This is a genomic window from Paenibacillus sp. VCA1, assembly GCF_031583795.1.
Taxonomy (GTDB): Bacteria; Bacillota; Bacilli; order Paenibacillales; family Paenibacillaceae; genus Paenibacillus_AQ; species Paenibacillus_AQ albilobatus.
In genome coordinates, this window is the sequence record NZ_JAVLSX010000014.1 from 72930 (window position 1) to 89461 (window position 16532).

At 53.7% G+C, this 16532-nt stretch carries 12 protein-coding genes; 8 read left to right on the top strand and 4 right to left on the bottom strand.

The window, feature by feature from the left end:
* Nucleotides 1-58: 58 nt before the first annotated feature.
* Entirely contained in the window at nucleotides 59-4201 is a 4143-nt protein-coding gene (locus RJP21_RS25895; protein WP_310861853.1) for a S8 family serine peptidase, read from the bottom strand.
* Between the two features lie 465 nt (nucleotides 4202-4666).
* Between RJP21_RS25895 and RJP21_RS25900 the strand changes: the two genes are divergently transcribed.
* Nucleotides 4667-7267, top strand: coding sequence for a fibronectin type III domain-containing protein (locus tag RJP21_RS25900; RefSeq protein WP_310861854.1), 2601 nt, complete (start codon nucleotides 4667-4669; stop codon nucleotides 7265-7267).
* A 237-nt stretch (nucleotides 7268-7504) separates the two neighbouring features.
* On the opposite strand, the gene RJP21_RS25905 is transcribed toward RJP21_RS25900, so the two are convergent.
* Nucleotides 7505-8419 (bottom strand): LysR family transcriptional regulator, encoded by a 915-nt coding sequence (locus RJP21_RS25905; RefSeq protein ID WP_310861855.1) that lies wholly within the window; start codon nucleotides 8417-8419, stop codon nucleotides 7505-7507.
* 122 nt (nucleotides 8420-8541) lie between these two features.
* On the opposite strand from RJP21_RS25905, the gene RJP21_RS25910 reads away from it, so the two are divergent.
* The 3 genes from RJP21_RS25910 (at nucleotide 8542) to RJP21_RS25920 (ending at nucleotide 10800) form a co-directional block, all read left to right on the top strand.
* Entirely contained in the window at nucleotides 8542-8931 is a 390-nt protein-coding gene (locus RJP21_RS25910; protein WP_310861856.1) for a tautomerase family protein, read from the top strand.
* A 93-nt stretch (nucleotides 8932-9024) separates the two neighbouring features.
* Complete coding sequence (locus RJP21_RS25915; RefSeq protein ID WP_236575838.1) at nucleotides 9025-9765, top strand: SDR family NAD(P)-dependent oxidoreductase; 741 nt, start codon at nucleotides 9025-9027, stop codon at nucleotides 9763-9765.
* Nucleotides 9766-9858: 93 nt separating this feature from the next.
* Nucleotides 9859-10800: a copper amine oxidase N-terminal domain-containing protein gene (locus RJP21_RS25920; protein WP_310861857.1), complete on the top strand. Its 942-nt coding sequence runs from the start codon at nucleotides 9859-9861 to the stop codon at nucleotides 10798-10800.
* Nucleotides 10801-10861: 61 nt separating this feature from the next.
* Here RJP21_RS25920 and RJP21_RS25925 read toward each other — a convergent pair whose 3' ends face one another.
* Nucleotides 10862-11920: a class I SAM-dependent methyltransferase gene (locus tag RJP21_RS25925; RefSeq protein ID WP_310861858.1), complete on the bottom strand. Its 1059-nt coding sequence runs from the start codon at nucleotides 11918-11920 to the stop codon at nucleotides 10862-10864.
* A 256-nt stretch (nucleotides 11921-12176) separates the two neighbouring features.
* Between RJP21_RS25925 and RJP21_RS25930 the strand changes: the two genes are divergently transcribed.
* The gene (locus RJP21_RS25930) at nucleotides 12177-12338 is read left to right on the top strand and encodes a DUF1328 domain-containing protein (RefSeq protein WP_160044545.1); all 162 of its coding nucleotides are present in this window, start codon (nucleotides 12177-12179) and stop codon (nucleotides 12336-12338) included.
* Between the two features lie 160 nt (nucleotides 12339-12498).
* Entirely contained in the window at nucleotides 12499-12639 is a 141-nt protein-coding gene (locus tag RJP21_RS25935; RefSeq protein ID WP_310861859.1) for a hypothetical protein, read from the top strand.
* Between the two features lie 67 nt (nucleotides 12640-12706).
* Here the strand turns inward: RJP21_RS25935 and RJP21_RS25940 are convergent, their stop codons facing one another.
* Nucleotides 12707-13909 carry a DUF418 domain-containing protein gene (locus tag RJP21_RS25940; RefSeq protein WP_310861860.1) on the bottom strand — a complete coding sequence of 401 codons (1203 nt, stop codon included), beginning with the start codon at nucleotides 13907-13909 and terminating at the stop codon, nucleotides 12707-12709.
* 144 nt (nucleotides 13910-14053) lie between these two features.
* Here RJP21_RS25940 and RJP21_RS25945 point away from each other — a divergent pair, with 144 nt between their 5' ends.
* A complete protein-coding gene (locus RJP21_RS25945; protein ID WP_310861861.1) occupies nucleotides 14054-14767 on the top strand; it encodes a response regulator transcription factor in 714 nt (237 codons plus the stop codon).
* A complete protein-coding gene (locus RJP21_RS25950; RefSeq protein ID WP_310861862.1) occupies nucleotides 14764-16527 on the top strand; it encodes a sensor histidine kinase in 1764 nt (587 codons plus the stop codon). The genes RJP21_RS25945 and RJP21_RS25950 overlap by 4 nt, the downstream gene beginning before the upstream one ends.
* Nucleotides 16528-16532: the final 5 nt, after the last annotated feature.

The window sequence follows — 16532 nt, forward strand, 5'->3', positions numbered from 1 at the left end:
AGTTTTGCGACTGCCTAGCCTTCGACATGGGGGTGTTGTTATGATGAGACGTATTATCTTAATCGATCAGGTTTGTCTTAATCAGCAGTTGATGCAGTGCGGCGGCAACGGTTTCGCGCGTCGTGGCAGCCGTCGGGTTGAAGTTGCCGGCTTCGCCGCTTACGATTCCCGCCGCGGTGAGCGACTTCACGGCATCCTTGGCGTAACGGGCGACTTTTGCATCGTCGCCGTACGCGTTAAAGGATGGATTCGATGCTTTCGCTTCCACGCCGGTCAGCTTCAAGGCTCTGTCCAAAATGACGGCCATTTCTTGGCGGGTAACGTTGGCACCTGGAGCGAATTTGTTATTGCCGATACCTTGGATCAATCCTGCTTGATAAGCTGCAGCAACATCGCTTGCATACCAGTCGGATGTTATTACGTCCGAGAAGCCGGAGGCGGCATTGGACCGAAGACCGAGCGAACGTACGAGCAGGGCCGTAAACTCGGCGCGGGTCAGATTGCCCTTCGGCGCGAAAACGCCCTCGGATTTTCCGTCGATGATCCACTTATTGGCGAGTGCCGTAATATCGGATGCTACTGGCGAAGCGGCGATATCGTTGAATTTCACCGTACGGTTTACCGCCGCGTAAGTCGAGAAGCCCGGACGGCTGACGGTGACGATCGTTGAACCGTCTTTTTGGGCTTTGAATACGGATGCCACCGGCGTAATCTTGCCGCCTTCTTCAAACAATACGCCGGCGGTATTCGGTTCGATATTGCCCGGAACGGTAAACGATCTTTTGATAAACGTTTTATCGGATACCTCAACCGCTGCGCGAACGGTTCCTGCTACCCAGAAAGCTTCGAATGAAACAGGAGAGCCGAGAACTTTGGCGCCCGGGAATACGGCTTCAAACTTGGATTTTTGATCATCCGCCGGCTTGATGGCGAGATCGAAACCGGACCCCGCAGGAGCTTTGCCCAATACGGATACAGGGATCGAAACGGCTGATCCGGATGCGCTCACGATAACGGTGCTGCCGGACGGAAGAGCGCCCAATTGCTTCACTTGGTCGGCAGTCAACGTAATCGTCGCGGCGTTGGTTCCGGATACGTTAATGATGATTGCGGAAGCGCCGTTTGCCGCCGAAGCGATGGCCGATTTCAGATCGCTGTCGGTTACCGTGGCCGTCGTTACGCCGTTTTCCGATTTGGTTTTAGGAGTGACGTTGACTTGCTTTTGACCTTGTTCAACGACGGCATTCACCGAACCGCTGACGGTCGGCTGGGATGTCGAAGGTGAAGAAGGTGCAGATGGCGAACTTGACGATCCGCCGCCGGATCCGCCGCCATTATTGTTCTCAACGGAGCTATCCACGCGGAAAGACGTGACGCCGGAATAAATGATGCTCGAACCGTTAGGTCTTTTGGCGACCTCGCCGGTAGCCGTCAATTTTGCTGCGACGACATTGATTTTATAGATTCCGTCTTTCAGGTACGACGTGACGGGTTCATTGTTTTTGTCGAGCACGGGAACGCCGTTAGCGTCGTACGGATGGTAGGCGTTCGTAATATTTTTCAATGCGTAGGTTTGCGGTTTGAAATACGCATTGGCGTCATCGGTGGATTGGATATCCAGGAACCCGATGGTTTCGTCATCCAGGTTGACGATGTCGATTTCATAATAGTTCGTGTCCGCAGCGGTCAAACGGAAAGACAAATCCGTTGAAGCTTGCGACGGACGGTTCGGATAAATGATCGAGTTCGTCACATTCAGCTCTTGAACGCCGAAAGTATTCGCAGGTTGCTCGGAGCCTACATAAACCACAAACGGCAAATGAAGCTCGGGTTGTTCTTGTTTCGAACTGGAAAGTACGATCCGTCCTTCATAAGAATGGTTTGGTGCCGCAGACGAACCGACGTTCAAGGTGAGCTGGAACGGTGTGGTGCTGTTGGCGGCAGCAGTTACCTCGTTGCGGTCAAGGGTAGCCGTGATGCCTGAATTCAGGTCATTCAACTCAACGGTGGCTGCATAAGTCAATGCCTGACCACCCGTATTTTTCAGCTGCAGGCTTTTCACCTGATCAGGCGAACCCGGAGCGACGACGCCAAAGCTTGCCGAAGAGTTGTAGTTGATGACGTTTTTCGGATTATAGTTTTTGTCGAGAATCGTGATCGGCTCTACCGCTTGAAGCAGGGCGTTCGTATGAATCGCGTTGATGACGTTCGCCCGTCCCGCGCCTTGCTGATAAACGTCATAATTAGGCAAAATATCGGCGGTGTTCGCCAATGCGGCGCGAATATCGAATGGATTCCAGGATGGATGAGCTTCCTTGATTAGCAGGGCCAAACCTGCTACATGCGGCGTCGCCATGCTTGTGCCGCTGATACGGTTATAGGCTTTGTCGTAGGAAACATCCGGTTTTCCTTTGCCGTAAGCCGGCCAGGTGGACAGGATATTCACCCCGGGTGCCATAATATCCGGTTTGATGCTCAGCTTGTTGTCCGCGTTCGGACCCCAAGAGGTGAAGTCAGCTAATTTGTCACCCGCTATGGTTTCGACAGGAAAGTTCGGACTGAATTCAAATTGAAGCTTGAAGCCCGGATTTTCCAGCAGAGCTCTCGCCAAGGCACGGCCTTCGGAGCCTTTCATATCAAACGCCGGGATAAAGTCAAAGCTGTCGCCGACGGATACGTCGGCAAAGCCGTCGCGTCCCGGTATGCTTTCACTTAAATCGGCGGCAGTTCCTTTGTTAATGCCGTTAAATATAACGATTGCTTTTGCGCCATGTTTTTTGGCGTTCGTGATTTTATCAACGAAGGCGAGATTCCCTCTTGAAGCGAGGACGACTTTGTTCGTGACATCGAGTCCGACATAATCGTTTTCATCGCCGAGGCCAACGTAGACGACGTCCTGGGCGCCTTGGCCAATAATATCGGCGAAGTTTTCGTGCGCGGTTTCCCAGCCCATCATCTGAAGATCGCCGTAGGTTGAATAGGTGACGCTGGTAACGCTTGTTGCGGAATCGGCAAGGCTTGGCGTCGCTTTTCCTTCATAATGCTTGCTTTCGCTAGTGACCGCACCAACGGCGATACCAAGCTGCGAAGTGGCGGGCGAGCCCATCGTAAAGTAGCCCGGGCCTGCGTTACCGTTGGCGATGACGGCAACGACGCCGGACAGAACGGCATTGTTGATGGCGATGGCATCCGGCGAGTTGACGTCTTTCTCGGAATCGGAGCCGAGCGACAGGTTGATGACGTCCATGCCGTCTTTTACGGCGCGTTCAATGCCGTCGATGACCTGAGCCGAACTGCCTGAAGATTTGCTTGGGTCGTCTATGTTTCGTCCGAGCACCTTATAGGCGTACAGCTCGGCGCCGTATGCGACCCCTTTTTGGGCGACGTCGCTTGTTTGGTTCGCGTATTGCCCGATAATGGTTCCGGCCACGTGCGTCCCGTGATAGGTTCCCGCATAGCCGGTATGGTACTGAACGTCCTCGTCGACGGTAAGCGGAACCTCTTCGTAAGGGTCGTCATCCTGATAGAAGGAGTCGTAGCCGCCTTTGTACACCGGCGCGATATCGGGGTGGGTATAGTCCACGCCGGTATCGATCACGCCGATCTTCAGCCCTTTGCCGGTATAACCTTCCGCCCACGCTTCCGTGGCGCCGATTTGTTTCAGCGGGTTGATGTCGTAGCGGACGTCGCTATTGGCCGACGATTCTTCAATCGGAATCGGATACCAGATGCTGTTTTCCTGAATGGATTTTACGCCGGGGATTTTCGCCAGTTCGGGAATTTCGTTGGCCGGCACGCTGACTTCAAATCCGTTCAGGACCGTGTCGTATTGGTAATTGATTTTCATGTCGATCCCTTGATCGGAGACCTCGTCCAGGAACTGGTCCTGCTGGCTTTGAACGGCCGCTTCCGAAGCCGATTTTGCGAGAGAACTGATGCCTTGTCTGGTCGCGTATTTGCCGACGGCGGCCGGTTGTCCGCTAAGCTGCACGATGACCCGGACTTTTTTGGAAGACTGGGTATTGATTTGCGGCGATATGTAGGCCGGTTGCGACGATTCAAGGACGGATTGCAGGTCTTGATTCGAAATCTTGAAGCTTGAAGAGGATGAGGCAAGAGAGACTCCGGGAACGGCGCCAACGGTCATTCCGAGAGCCAGGGTGATGATGGGAAGCTTTCGGGAAAATAAGCCTTTCTTCAAACAAATCCCTCCATGGATAGATAAAATCAAGCATGCTATTCTCTCGCTACTTAAGGGGGATGGCTGTCCAAATCTCTTAAATGATCCTCCTTTCCATGTTTTTTTAAATACCCCCCCAAAATAGTCGGAAAAATATTAAGAAGATTCTACCACCGGTTTAATAGAATATCTATACAAAATTTAGATATTTTTTCCTATGATTTTACATTGGTATGATCCTGCGTTGACAAAAGATTCATATACTGGCGTTAGCCGAAGGGATGCCGGGGGAATCGGAGGCATAATGGAATTTGTTTTTTGACGCCCTGAAACCCGCATTTCAGGTGCATTTCATTTTTGGAGTTCTGTTTGCCTTCTCCCACCCGTATATTTATCAGGGAATGGCCGGCCGGCTGTCTTCCGCATGATGATGCACAAAAGTTAAAGCGTTTTAATTTTAGTGATGGATATGGAAAGGGGATGTGCATGGGTACGTTATCTCGGAAAAGTTATCAAAAGTTTTGGTGCCTGCTTCTTGCGGCGGTTCTGCTGGTTTTGCCCGTTCAGGGAACATCGCATGCCGACAGCAAAGCGGGGGCGGTTCCGCTTGCGGAGTGGGTGTTTGCAAATTCCGGAACCGGAGGCGTGTTTCCGGCAACGGGCGGCGTGAATCAGTCGTCTTCAAGCTTCCGCAACGTCGGCGGTTATTTCGAGGATTACGACAGCGGTCAGCATTCGATCAGCTATCAGGGATGGGATAACGGCAGCGGAAAAAAATATTGGCTTGCCAGCCTCTCGACCAAAGGCTACGAACAAATCGCGCTGTCTTCGCAGCAAACGTCGACGGGTACGGGACCGCGCGACTTTAAGGTGCAGATCAGCAACGACAACCAGAACTGGACGGACGTTCCGGGCGTTTCGCTGAAGATGTCGCTGTCCAGCTTTAACTGCCCGAACGACGCCTGCAAGCTGTCGGAAGCCGCCTTGCCGGCAAACGCGGATAATCAGGATACGCTGTATATCCGCTGGATCGTCAGCTCGAACACGAACACAAAGGGCGGCCAGGGCATCGGCAGCACGGGCTCCAGCCTGATCAAGGACATCCGGGTAACGGGCCAGCCGATCGGAAACGAACCGGGAGAGACGCCGACGACGGTTCTGACCCAATCGCCGAAACCGGGCGAAAACGGCGTGCTTCCTTCGGCCCCGGTCACGGTAACGTTCAACAAACCCATCTCGCTGAATGCAAGCAGCGGTGCGGGCATCGTGGACAAAAACAATAATCCGCTCGGGTCCGTAACCGTCGAAGTCGTAAACGGCAGCACGCTGAATATCAAACATCCGGCCTTTGCCAACGGGCAAACCTACACGGTCAAAGTGCCGAAGGAACTGGTCAAGGGCAGGGATGACCAGATTCCGCTGTCCCAGGATATATCCTGGAGTTTTACGGTTCAAAGTACGCAAGGCACGCCTTCCGTGCCTAAGCTGATCAATATGACCTTAAACGGGGATACGAAAACAACCCGGTCCTTTGCTTGGTACACCGATTCGGCTTCCCCCTCCGTCGTTCAGGTGGTAGAAGCTTCGAAGGCCGCGGGAGGCGGTTTTCCGGAGCAGGAAGCCTTGACGTTCCAAGGGACAACCGAGGAGATCCAAACGTACGTCACCAAATCGGACCGTACATCGAACAAGAAAAAGAAATTTTACAGCCATAAAGCAACGGCAAGCGGATTATCGCCGGGGACGGCGTACAAATACCGCGTCGGCAGCGGGGCCGCGGACAGCTGGAGCGCGGTGGGCGGCTTCACGACGGACGCGGCGGGCGCTCAGCCGTTCCATTTCATCGCCGGTTCCGACTCGCAGGCTTCCAGTAAAACGGACTTTGAACTTTGGGCGGATACGTTCAAAAAAGCCGTTCAAACGATCGGAGATCCTAAATTCCTCATCAATGCGGGGGACCTGGTCGATAACGGCGACCTCGAAGAGCAGTGGCAGTGGATGCTGGGGGTTGCGCAGGACCAACTGCTGAACGTGCCGATCGTCCCGGTGCTTGGCGGCCATGAAGTGCAGGATTATGACGGCGACGAGACGACGCCGAATTCGAACTTTTACCATCATTTCAACCTGCCGAAGCAGGTCGTCGCCAATACGCATGACGGTTCGGTGTATTCCTTTGAGTACGGCGATGCGCTGTTCCTTGTCTTTAACTCGCAATATGCCGGGGAGCTTGCCAAGGGCGGCAAAGACATAAAGCAGCAGGACCCGCAGTTTGCCGACCAGGTCGAATGGATGAAATACATCGTCGCCAAAAGCAACGCCAAATGGAAGTTCGTCGCCTTCCACAAAGGTCCTTACTCAGCGGGCGACAACGCCGGGGAATGGGAGGACGACCGGGTCCAGTTTTATAAAAAGGTGCTTGTTCCCGCCTTTGACGAAATGGGCATCGACATGGTGTTTGAAGCGCATGACCATATGTACATGAGATCGTACCAAATGCTCGATGACAAGGTGGTCCCGACCAGCCAAATAACGTACGATGCGGAGGGCAATGCCGTCAACCCGAAAGGAACGGTGTACCTGATGTCCAATGCGCTGGGGGATAAGTTCTATACGAAATATCCGGGGTATAACGATTATTTTGCGGCGATCGACGCCCAGCCGAACAAGAAGATGTTCACCGACGTATCGGTTTCCGGCGACGTCTTGAAAATCAAAGCTTACACCGCGGCCAAAAAAGACGAAAAATCGGGCGACAACGGCGTTAAGCTGTACGATCAGTACGGCATCAAACGTACGGATACGAAGCCGGCTAAAGTCGAAAACGCGGCGGTGCAAAATAGCGGCGGCAAAGCCGTCATCTCGTGGAAAGCGCCGTCCTCAAGCGGCGAACCCGTTCGCGGTTTCCGCATTTACGAGAAAAACGGCAAAATCAAACCGTATTGGAATGCGTACGTGAAAGCCGAAGCGGGCAAAAACGAATACAGCTTTACGGCAGGAACCATCAAAGCATCGGAAAAATACCAGTTCGTGATCCGCGCGGTCGGCAGCCGCATCAATTCCGATCCGGTCGAGGTTCAGCTGAACTAGGGGAAGAGCAAGACATCAAGAAAAGCGATACGGATTAATAAAAAGATTAGTAAAAAGTCCAGGGCCTGCGCCCTGGGCTTTTTTGCAAGAGTATAATCCCTCTACTCATAACCATCCAAGCATCATTGCCTCGCATAAATTTTCGGCGAAACGCGCTCCGTCTTCCGTGAAAATACGCCGATGGCACGTCATCCTGCTGCTGTCGAAGGCTGCGCTGGCGGCAGTCTTCCTTTGTTTTTATGGCTGCGCGCCGACTGCCGGGGCTGCCGTGCTCCATGCCAACCCCTCTTTTAACCGGCCGTAAAGCTTGCCTGCAGCAAGACGCGGCGGGTACTCCGCCGCCTTGCATACAAGGCCGCAGGTCAGATCGACCTCATCCCCCTGCAGCGGCCGAACCACCGTTCCGTCAGGCTCCGGGCATAGCACGGATAAAGGAACAAGCGCGGCCCCGATGCCGCTTTGCACAAAATATTTCAAGGCGGACATGCTGCCGATCTCAACGGTATCCGGCGGATGCCCGCCGGACTCCTGCATAAGCATCTCCAGCTTGCGGCGGTACGGGCAATCAGCCGAGGTAATGAGCAGGCGGTGGTCGCGCAAATCCCGGATCGCGATCGCGTCTTTGCTTGTCAGCGGGTGGCTTTCGGGGAGCAGCACGACAAACCGCTCCGTCAGCACCGGTTCAAAGTGCAATTCCGCCCCGAACAGCGGCGGAGAGCATACGGCCAAATCCAGCTCGCCATGCTGCAGCTGACCGCATAACGTCGGGGAATTGGCAATCGTGACGGATACATGGATTTGAGGATAATCGCGGAAAAACCCGGCCAAAATGTCCGGCAGCCGGTAGCTGGCGATCGGCTCCACGGCGCCAAGCCGCACATGCCCGGTTTCTCCAAGGGCGAGCCCCGTCATCGTGTCCTGCAGCTGCTCGATATCCCGCACGATCGGCGCGCTTTGCTCCAGGAAGAGGCGGCCCGCTTCGGTCAGCTCGAAGGTTTTGCCGCGTTCGATCAGGCGCATGCCAAGCTCGGCCTCCAGCTTTTGGATCTGCATCGTCACGGTGGACTGGGCGTAATTCAGTTCCTCCGCCGCACGGTTGAAGCCTCCGAGGGCTACGATCCGGTGAAAGGTTTTGACCGATTTAAGATCCATGGCTCCTCCTTATTTGTTCAAAAAATTCGAACTATGAGTTCATTTAATTCAATTATACAGATGGATACGCATCGGATACAATGATTTTGCCGGCAAAACACATCAAAGGAGGCGGTAGTAGCATGCCGTTTGTACGCATAGATTTGCATCAGGGAAAGTCCAAGGAAGAACTGTCCGTCATCAGCCGCTCGATCCATCAAGCCATGATCGAAACGATCGACGTGCCGGAAGACGATTATTTTCAGGTGATCACGCCGCACCCGCCGGGGGAGCTTTTATACGATACGGGTTACATGAACATAGCCAGATCGGATCAGCAAATGTTCGTGCAAATTACGATGAAGGAAGGGCGTCCGCTGCGCAAAAAACAAGCGTTGTATGCACGGATGGCGGAGCTGCTGGAACAGAACGCCGGGGTTCGTCCGCAGGATGTCATGATTATTTTGACGGAAAACACGCAGGAAAACTGGTCGTTTGGCAACGGAGTGGCCCAGCTTGCTCCGAAAGCATGATGCATGTAGATCACCATTTTGGTGGTTCTCAGCCGTTTGGAATTTTCCAAGCCATGAGTACCGAAAATTTTGAAGTTAAAGGAGAGGATGCAAATGGACTTACAAGGTAAAACGGCATTGGTTACGGGTGGCGGTACGGGGATCGGGAGAGCGGTATCCCTTTTGTTGGCCGAGCGCGGCGCGGCCGTGGCCGTCAATTATTCGCGTTCGGAACAGGAAGCGGAGGAGACGGTGCGGATCATTCAGAGCCGGGGCGGGCAGGCTTTTGCCGTTCGGGCGGATGTCTCCCGGGAGCGGGAGGTGAAGGAAATGGCGGAAGCCGCCGTGCAGCGGTGGGGGACGATAGACCTGCTTGTCAATAATGCCAGCGTAACCCGCCATATCGCGATGGACGACCTCGACGGCGTCAGCGAGGAGGCGTGGGACGAACTGTTCGGAATTAACGTGAAAGGCATGTTTTACTGCGCGCGTGCGGTTGCGCCCCATATGAAAAAGCAAGGGGAAGGAGCCATCGTCAACGTCGGCAGCATCGCCGGCATCACGGGAACGGGCTCGTCGCTTCCTTATGCGGTTTCCAAGGCGGCGGTGCATGGCTTGACCCGATCCCTCGCCAAGGCGCTTGCCCCGCACATCCGAGTAAACGCCGTCGCGCCCGGTGCCGTGCTGACCCGATGGTGGGAAGGGCGCGAGCGTCAAATGGAACAATTGGCGGGCAACCTTTTGCTGGGGGAAACCGCATCTCCCGAAGATATCGCCCATATGATCTGCGCCGTCCTGGGGCAGGAGGCGATGACGGGGCAAATCATCACGGTGGATGCGGGGCAGTCGATGTAACGCCCTACAACATAAAAACTATTGACGGTAGATCTGAAATAGGTATATTATTCCTCTTATTTGGTACAAATTTACTAGATGGGAGAAATATGAATGAAAAAGGCAGCCATTACTGCCGCTATTGCTATATTGTTGTCGACAACGGCTGCAGCAGCTCATGCCGACGCCGTGAAAAAAATAATTGTCGACGGTCGTCCCGTAATTCTGGACCAGTCTCCGGTCGTCAAGCAGGGAACGACGCTTGTTCCCATATCCTCTATTTTAAAGAGTTTGGGCATTCAATATTCCTGGGATCCGGCCGGCAAAAAAATCACCGCTTCGAAAAACGGTAATCAAATCATTCTCACCGTGGGAAACAAAAATGCTTACGTGAACGGAAATCCCGTCAAAATGATCGTCCCTCCTGAAATGATCGGCGGGAGAGTTTTTGTTCCGCTCCGGTTTATTGGCGAATCAACCGGCGCGACGGTCAGCCTGCCGGATTCGAACACGATTGTCATCACCAGCGGAAGCAAGGGTGCATCCACGCCGCCTGTTTCGGCGAACACGGGAAAAACGGCCGCGAACGAGGAGGCCATCGAAGACTACTTGTACGAAAAACATCCTGTTCTCAGCAGCTCCGGCATTACCTTTGACGCGGATTATTGGGTGTCCTATATGGAAGGCCAGGAAATCGAAGTCGCCGTGACCGTAACCGACTATGATCAACTGACAAACCTGGCGGATGCCGTAGACAAGGATCCCAATATTCTTTATAAGTTAACAAAAGATCTTTCCAACGATATTAAAAATCGCTTTGGCTTCAAAGATCAAAGTTTGATCATCTATTTTCAAACGATTTCTTCCGGTTATCCCGAAGACGTGCCTGACAGATACGTCAGTCCGCTCGAAAATGACGAGTACGTCATCGCAATTCCTATGGTATTGGCAGAATACGATTATTCCACAGGCTCGGCGAATTTTTATTGGATTACTAACGACGGCAGCGACGGCGAAGAAGACTATGCCAATTTTTTGTTCAAAACAAAGCTCTAATCCCATTTCGGGCTATCCGGTGAACGGGTAGCCCGTTTTGCTTCAGGGATGGCGGCTCCCCTCACCGAACCTTCGCCACGACGCCGTTATGCACCTTGATATACCCGTGCCGGCAAATGTCAAAGCCGTTTTCATAAATGTACAGCCCCATCTGCCGCACGGTCATCAATTCGCGGTACGTATGGTTCATCACGTCGGCCATGATCCGGTAAAACAGGCGGGAGCGCAGCTGGTTTCTCGGCGTCGTCAATATGGCATAACCTCCGGGCTTCAAAAAACGGCGATGCCAATCGACAACCTCCGGTTTCATCTCATCCGGAAAATGCTCCAGCAGCCCGACCGACAACACGAGATCAAACTCTTTCCCGAAAGGCAGCCGCCGGATGTCGCTCACCACGTATTCTATGTTGAAGTCAGGCTTGTAATATACTTGCGGGCCGCCGGTCCGGGGATTTTCGCCTAGGAAAGGATAACTTTCCGGAAACTCGGCGAAACGTGTGCTGCGGCAGTATTCGTCATAGTCGACCAGCACGACCTCCGCTCCGGGATACATCGCCGCGAGCTGCATCGCTTCGTAACCTTCGGCTGCGCCAAGAAACAAAATTTTCGGTTTTGCCGCGTCCAATCCCTCGAATAACGCCCGTTTGCCCCGCGGATCCCAGATGCCGTCCTGAATGCGGTGCACGTAGTTCCATAAATGGATGCGGACGACCTCCCCAAGACCCTCGCGAATTTCTTCCATGCGGAAAGCCTTTAAGCCCTGGAAAAAATTCTGCTTGCTCCGGTCGATTTCGGCGGGCACATCTTTGACGAACCATTGATGGAAGGAGCGGTTGAAGTAGGTCCAGGCGGTATGGGCATCCATCGCAGATCCGTGTTCCTGTTCCCATGCCTTGCGGTCCTGCGCGACGGTTTTAACCTCGTAAGGTTTGCCGACCTCCTTCCAAGTCAACAAGGACCAGTCATTTACGGGATTCAGGCAAACGAACTTTTGATACTCGCGTGAAGCGTGCGAACGGAGATCCGCCCGGTATTGCGGCATAAGCTCCGTCTGATCCAGACCGACGGCGGAGCCGCCGCCGGCGCCTGCATGGGCGGCCGTCCCGGCATTGACATTCATGCGTCATCCCTCCTTATAAAATTACGATAAAGCTAATTGTATGCGTTTACAATAAGGATATTGCAAAATCCGGTTGATGATATATATGAACGCCTAAATGATTTCATCAAGGGGTGAGTGGCCGGACTCTAGCCCTTGAAATGCAGCCTTCGAATGGGGGGCTTCCGGCAAAAATCATCCTTTTTCCGGTTCAATCGGCGGCAGAGCGGTTACAAGTAAGTATCCCATCAAACTTAGAAAAGAAAGGGTGATTCACATGTTAGGATGGTCCATACTATTTTTGATCATAGCTATTGTCGCGGGGATTTTCGGTTTCTTCGGCATCGTGTCGGCGGCGGTTGGCATCGCGAAGGTATTGTTCTTCATTTTCCTCGTTTTGTTTATCGTGTCTCTGTTTTTCGGGCGCGTCAGAAGTTGACGGAGGGCGAAGAAGAAGCCTTTAAGGCATCATCCAAAAGAAAAAATAATGAAAACGGACAGCCTCTTGATCCAAGAAGCTGTCCGTTTTGCTTGCCTTCATCCCGTGGTAATATGGAGTTAATCTAACCTTTTTTCTATAAAAAGTGGAGGTGCGGGCGATGCAGGAATTCATCGGCTTCTGCCGCAGCTGCGGCAAAGCGATTTATTGCGAGAACGGTTTTTTGAACGGCACCGTGCAGGAGGATCAGACGCTGGAGTGTTTTGAATGCGAAGAGCAGCGCGAGAACCCTGAAAAATAATCCAGCCTCTTCATTCGTGTGCGTCCTTTGACACAATATATCCTGCCATCAAACCTTCCCCAAGCCGCTAGGCTTCGGCGGCCGCCGTTTTCGTTCTGATCTTTTTTCGTTTTGCCTTTCCGTCCCATGAAAAATACGTCCACATTCTCAGCACACGCTCCACCGGACCGGATTTGAACCGATTCATGTACCAGCCGCTGGCGAACAGCTGCACGCCGTAAATGACCAGACTCAGCGCGCAGCCGAATATCACGCCGAGTTTGCCGAACCAGCCGAACCCGTACCCGTAAAATAGCGTCGTGCAGATGACCGTTTGCATCAAATAGTTGGTCATGGAGAGCCTGCCGACGGCTTCGAACCGCTCCATCAAGGAGGACGGCGCAAACTTCGTATACAGCAGCGAAAAGCCCATAATATACCCGATCGACAGGGCAAATCCCCCAAGCATTTCCCCGCTGCCTGAACCGATCATTTCCGGGAATAACAGGTGAAAGGTTTTCAGGGCGATCCCGAGCGGAATGAAAATCAGCGCTCCTTTCCGGTACATGCCTTTGTTTTCGTCAGGGTCGGCAAACCACCCCTTCTTCGCCGCATACATGCCGGTCAGGAACATCGGCGCGGTCATGAGCGGGGAAATCAAAGCCAGAACCAGGATGAACGCGTTGTCGCCGAGCGGATTGGCTGTATTCCGGTCATGTTTGATTTCCGCATAGGAACCCTCGGCGTACAGCGTAACCGTCGACTGCACGTAGGTTTCGATCCGGTGATTCATCGCCTGCATTTCTTTGCCGGCTTTATCTTCGGGCGCCAGTCCGATCAGCCCCGCCACCGTCAGGAAAATGATGCTCCACACCATCAGCGTCTTCGGCTTGCGGTTCATGAAAATCAGCAGCAGAAATCCGATCGCGCCGTAAAACAGCAAAATATCCCCGTCCCACAAAAACGTGCTATGCAAGAGGCCCAGCCCAATCAGCATCGCAAAGCGGCGCACCAACGGCCAGCCGGCCTTTCGGTTTTTGGCGTTTAAACTCTCCTTCATCTTGATCATGCCGAACCCGAATACAAAGGCGAAAATCGGCATAAAGCTGCCTTCGACCAGTACCTGGAGAATGTTATGTGCGGCCTTGTCGGCTGCAGGTACGTGGAATAGATGCATGACGTCTTTTCCAAACATTCCGTACTGAAAAATAAGCATGTTGGCCAGCAGGATGCCCAGCAGGCTGAAACCCCGCAAGCCGTCGACCAAACGAATCCTTTTGCGTGTCGTCAATGTTTTATCACCTCACGGACTACTGTACCAGCCCCGATTGAAGCGAACCTAAAGGGAAGCTTAACAACCGCTAAAGTCATCGCCTTTTTTGTTTAGCTCGAATTAAGAAGCGTCTGTTACAATGCATTTGAGGTGGTTTATCCGATGTACAATGCCAAAATTTTGCTCGTTGACGACGAGAAATCAATCGTTCAGCTGATCGAGATGGTGCTGCGGAAGGAAGGCTTTCGCCAAATCTATGCCGCTTATAACGGAAAGGAAGCGCTGGAATTGGCTGCCCGCCATTCCTTCGACATTATTTTGCTTGACGTGATGCTCCCGGATCAGACCGGATTTGACCTTTGCCCGCAAATTCGGCGGCTGTCCGACGCGCATATCATTTATTTGACGGCCCGGACGTCGGATCTCGACGTGCTGACCGGTTTCGCCACGGGCGGAGACGACTACGTGACCAAACCTTTTAATCCGCTGGAGATCGCCGCCCGCGTCAAGGCGAGGTTGCGCAGAGGCGCTGTCGCCCCCGCGAAAGCCGTTCCGGAGGAAACCCGCGGGAGATACGATTTCGGGCGTTTCGTTTTGGATGAGTATGCGGGGACGCTGACTGTCGGCGGCAAGGAAATTCCGTGCCCGGCCCAGGCCTTTCAGCTGCTGCTGTTTTTATGCAAGCATCCGGGCATCGTGTTTTCCAAATCGCAGCTGTACGAAGAAGTATGGGGCATTGACGGGCTTGGGGATGACAACACCGTCATGGTGCATATCCGCAAAATCCGCGAACGGATCGAGGAAGACCCCGGCGATCCCCGATATTTGGTCACGGTGCGCGGCCTTGGCTACAAGCTGATGAAGGTGAACGCATGAGGCGGATCCGCACCCGTTTGACGCTGCATTTTACATATCAGGTTCTTCTGCTTTGGGTCATGATTGTCCTGACGTTAACGGTCATGCTGCTCGTACTGATCAGCTACCTGGTAAACCAGGATTTGAAACGGACGTTTTCCACCAGCGCGCTCGACGGCATGACGACGGAAACGATCATTGACAACGGCCATGTCAAAATGAACAAACGATGGGAAGGTTTGCTGAAGGAACGCGGCTACTGGCTGCAAATCATTAATGAGTCGGGGAAGGCGATTTACGCCGTCAATACGCCGAACGACTTGAAAACCTCCTATGGGGCGGCGGAACTGCTGCGTATCCAGGAAACGCGGCGTCTTGGTCCGTACCGGGTGACCTCATTGTTTGAAAGCGAGACGGACGGTTTGCGCTCGGTTTTGTACCTCATGGGCACGAAGGATGTCGGCGCGCAGCGGCTGGAGCAATGGTTCAGGCAATTCGGCAGCGGCGGCCGCATCCGCGAAGACGCGGTGGACGGGCTGAACCGGGAGCTGACGGGGAAGAATGATTATTTGCAGGTCATCAATGCGGCCGGTCAAGTGCTGCAAACCGTCGGCCATGCCGGAGCCGGAGAGGAGAAGCAGGCTTACAGCCCGCTGGAGCTGGTGTCGATGAAAGCCGAGCCGGGCAAATACCCGGTGGATCTGTCGGTTTATTACGACGACGCCTCCGGTTACACGTGGCTCTTGCATCAAGGGAAACCGGAAGGCAAATTCGTGAAGCAGACGCTGTTCCACGACCTGATCCTCGTGCTTATTGTCATCGGGGCGGTGGTGGTCGTGCTGACGCTTGGCATCTCCTTCTGGCACGGATACCGTTACGGACAGCCGCTGATGCTGTTCGCGAGCTGGTTCGAGCGCATGAGCCAAGGCCGTTACAGCGAGGCGCTGACCGAGAAGGAACGCAAAAAAGTATTCCGCAAAAACGGCAAAATCCGTTTGCGGTACCGGCTGTACAAGGAGGTCATCGCGGGGTTTTACGAGATGGCCACCAAGCTCGACGCCTCCCAGCGCGAACGCAAAATGCTGGAGCAGACGAGGGAGGAATGGATGACCGGCATCTCCCACGACCTGCGGACGCCGCTGTCGACCATCCAAGGGTACGGCCATTTGCTGGAAAGCGGACAGTTCACCTGGAACGAAGCCGAGCTGAAGGAAATGGGCCGGATGATCCGGGAAAAGGGCGATTTCATGCTGGAGCTGCTGCAGGACTTCTCCTTAACGTTTCAGCTGAAAAACAAATCGGTCCAGATTCCGCTGAAGCCGATCGAGCTCAACGAGTTCGTCCGCCGTTCGGTGCTCCGCTACGTCAACGACGCGACGATCGACACCGCTTCGTTTTCGTTCGAGGAGTGGGACGAGGAATTGGCTATCCTGGCCAATCCGAAATGGTTCCGGCGGATGCTGGACAACATCATCACCAACGCGGTCAAGCATAACCCCGATGGAACGGAAATTTCAGTCCGAACCGGAAAAGACGGCGAGCAAGCATGGATTGCGGTGAAGGACAACGGAAAAGGCATGGACGAAGAAACAAAGCGCAACTTGTTCGAACGGTACTACCGGGGGACCAGCACGGATGAAACGACCGACGGCGCAGGACTCGGCATGAGCATTGCCCATGCGATCGTCATCGCGCACAAAGGGCGGATTCATGTGGAATCCCGGCCGGGGCTCGGAACTTTGGTGCGGATGGAATTTCCGTTAATTGATGGCAAATGCTAGAATGT

Coding starts and splice junctions, on each gene's coding strand:
- RJP21_RS25905 (WP_310861855.1), bottom strand. CDS start 8,419: ATGGATCTTAAATCGGTCAAAACCTTTCACCGGATCGTAGCCCTCGGA.
- RJP21_RS25915 (WP_236575838.1), top strand. CDS start 9,025: ATGGACTTACAAGGTAAAACGGCATTGGTTACGGGTGGCGGTACGGGG.
- RJP21_RS25910 (WP_310861856.1), top strand. CDS start 8,542: ATGCCGTTTGTACGCATAGATTTGCATCAGGGAAAGTCCAAGGAAGAA.
- RJP21_RS25950 (WP_310861862.1), top strand. CDS start 14,764: ATGAGGCGGATCCGCACCCGTTTGACGCTGCATTTTACATATCAGGTT.
- RJP21_RS25925 (WP_310861858.1), bottom strand. CDS start 11,920: ATGAATGTCAATGCCGGGACGGCCGCCCATGCAGGCGCCGGCGGCGGC.
- RJP21_RS25930 (WP_160044545.1), top strand. CDS start 12,177: ATGTTAGGATGGTCCATACTATTTTTGATCATAGCTATTGTCGCGGGG.
- RJP21_RS25900 (WP_310861854.1), top strand. CDS start 4,667: ATGGGTACGTTATCTCGGAAAAGTTATCAAAAGTTTTGGTGCCTGCTT.
- RJP21_RS25920 (WP_310861857.1), top strand. CDS start 9,859: ATGAAAAAGGCAGCCATTACTGCCGCTATTGCTATATTGTTGTCGACA.
- RJP21_RS25935 (WP_310861859.1), top strand. CDS start 12,499: ATGCAGGAATTCATCGGCTTCTGCCGCAGCTGCGGCAAAGCGATTTAT.
- RJP21_RS25945 (WP_310861861.1), top strand. CDS start 14,054: ATGTACAATGCCAAAATTTTGCTCGTTGACGACGAGAAATCAATCGTT.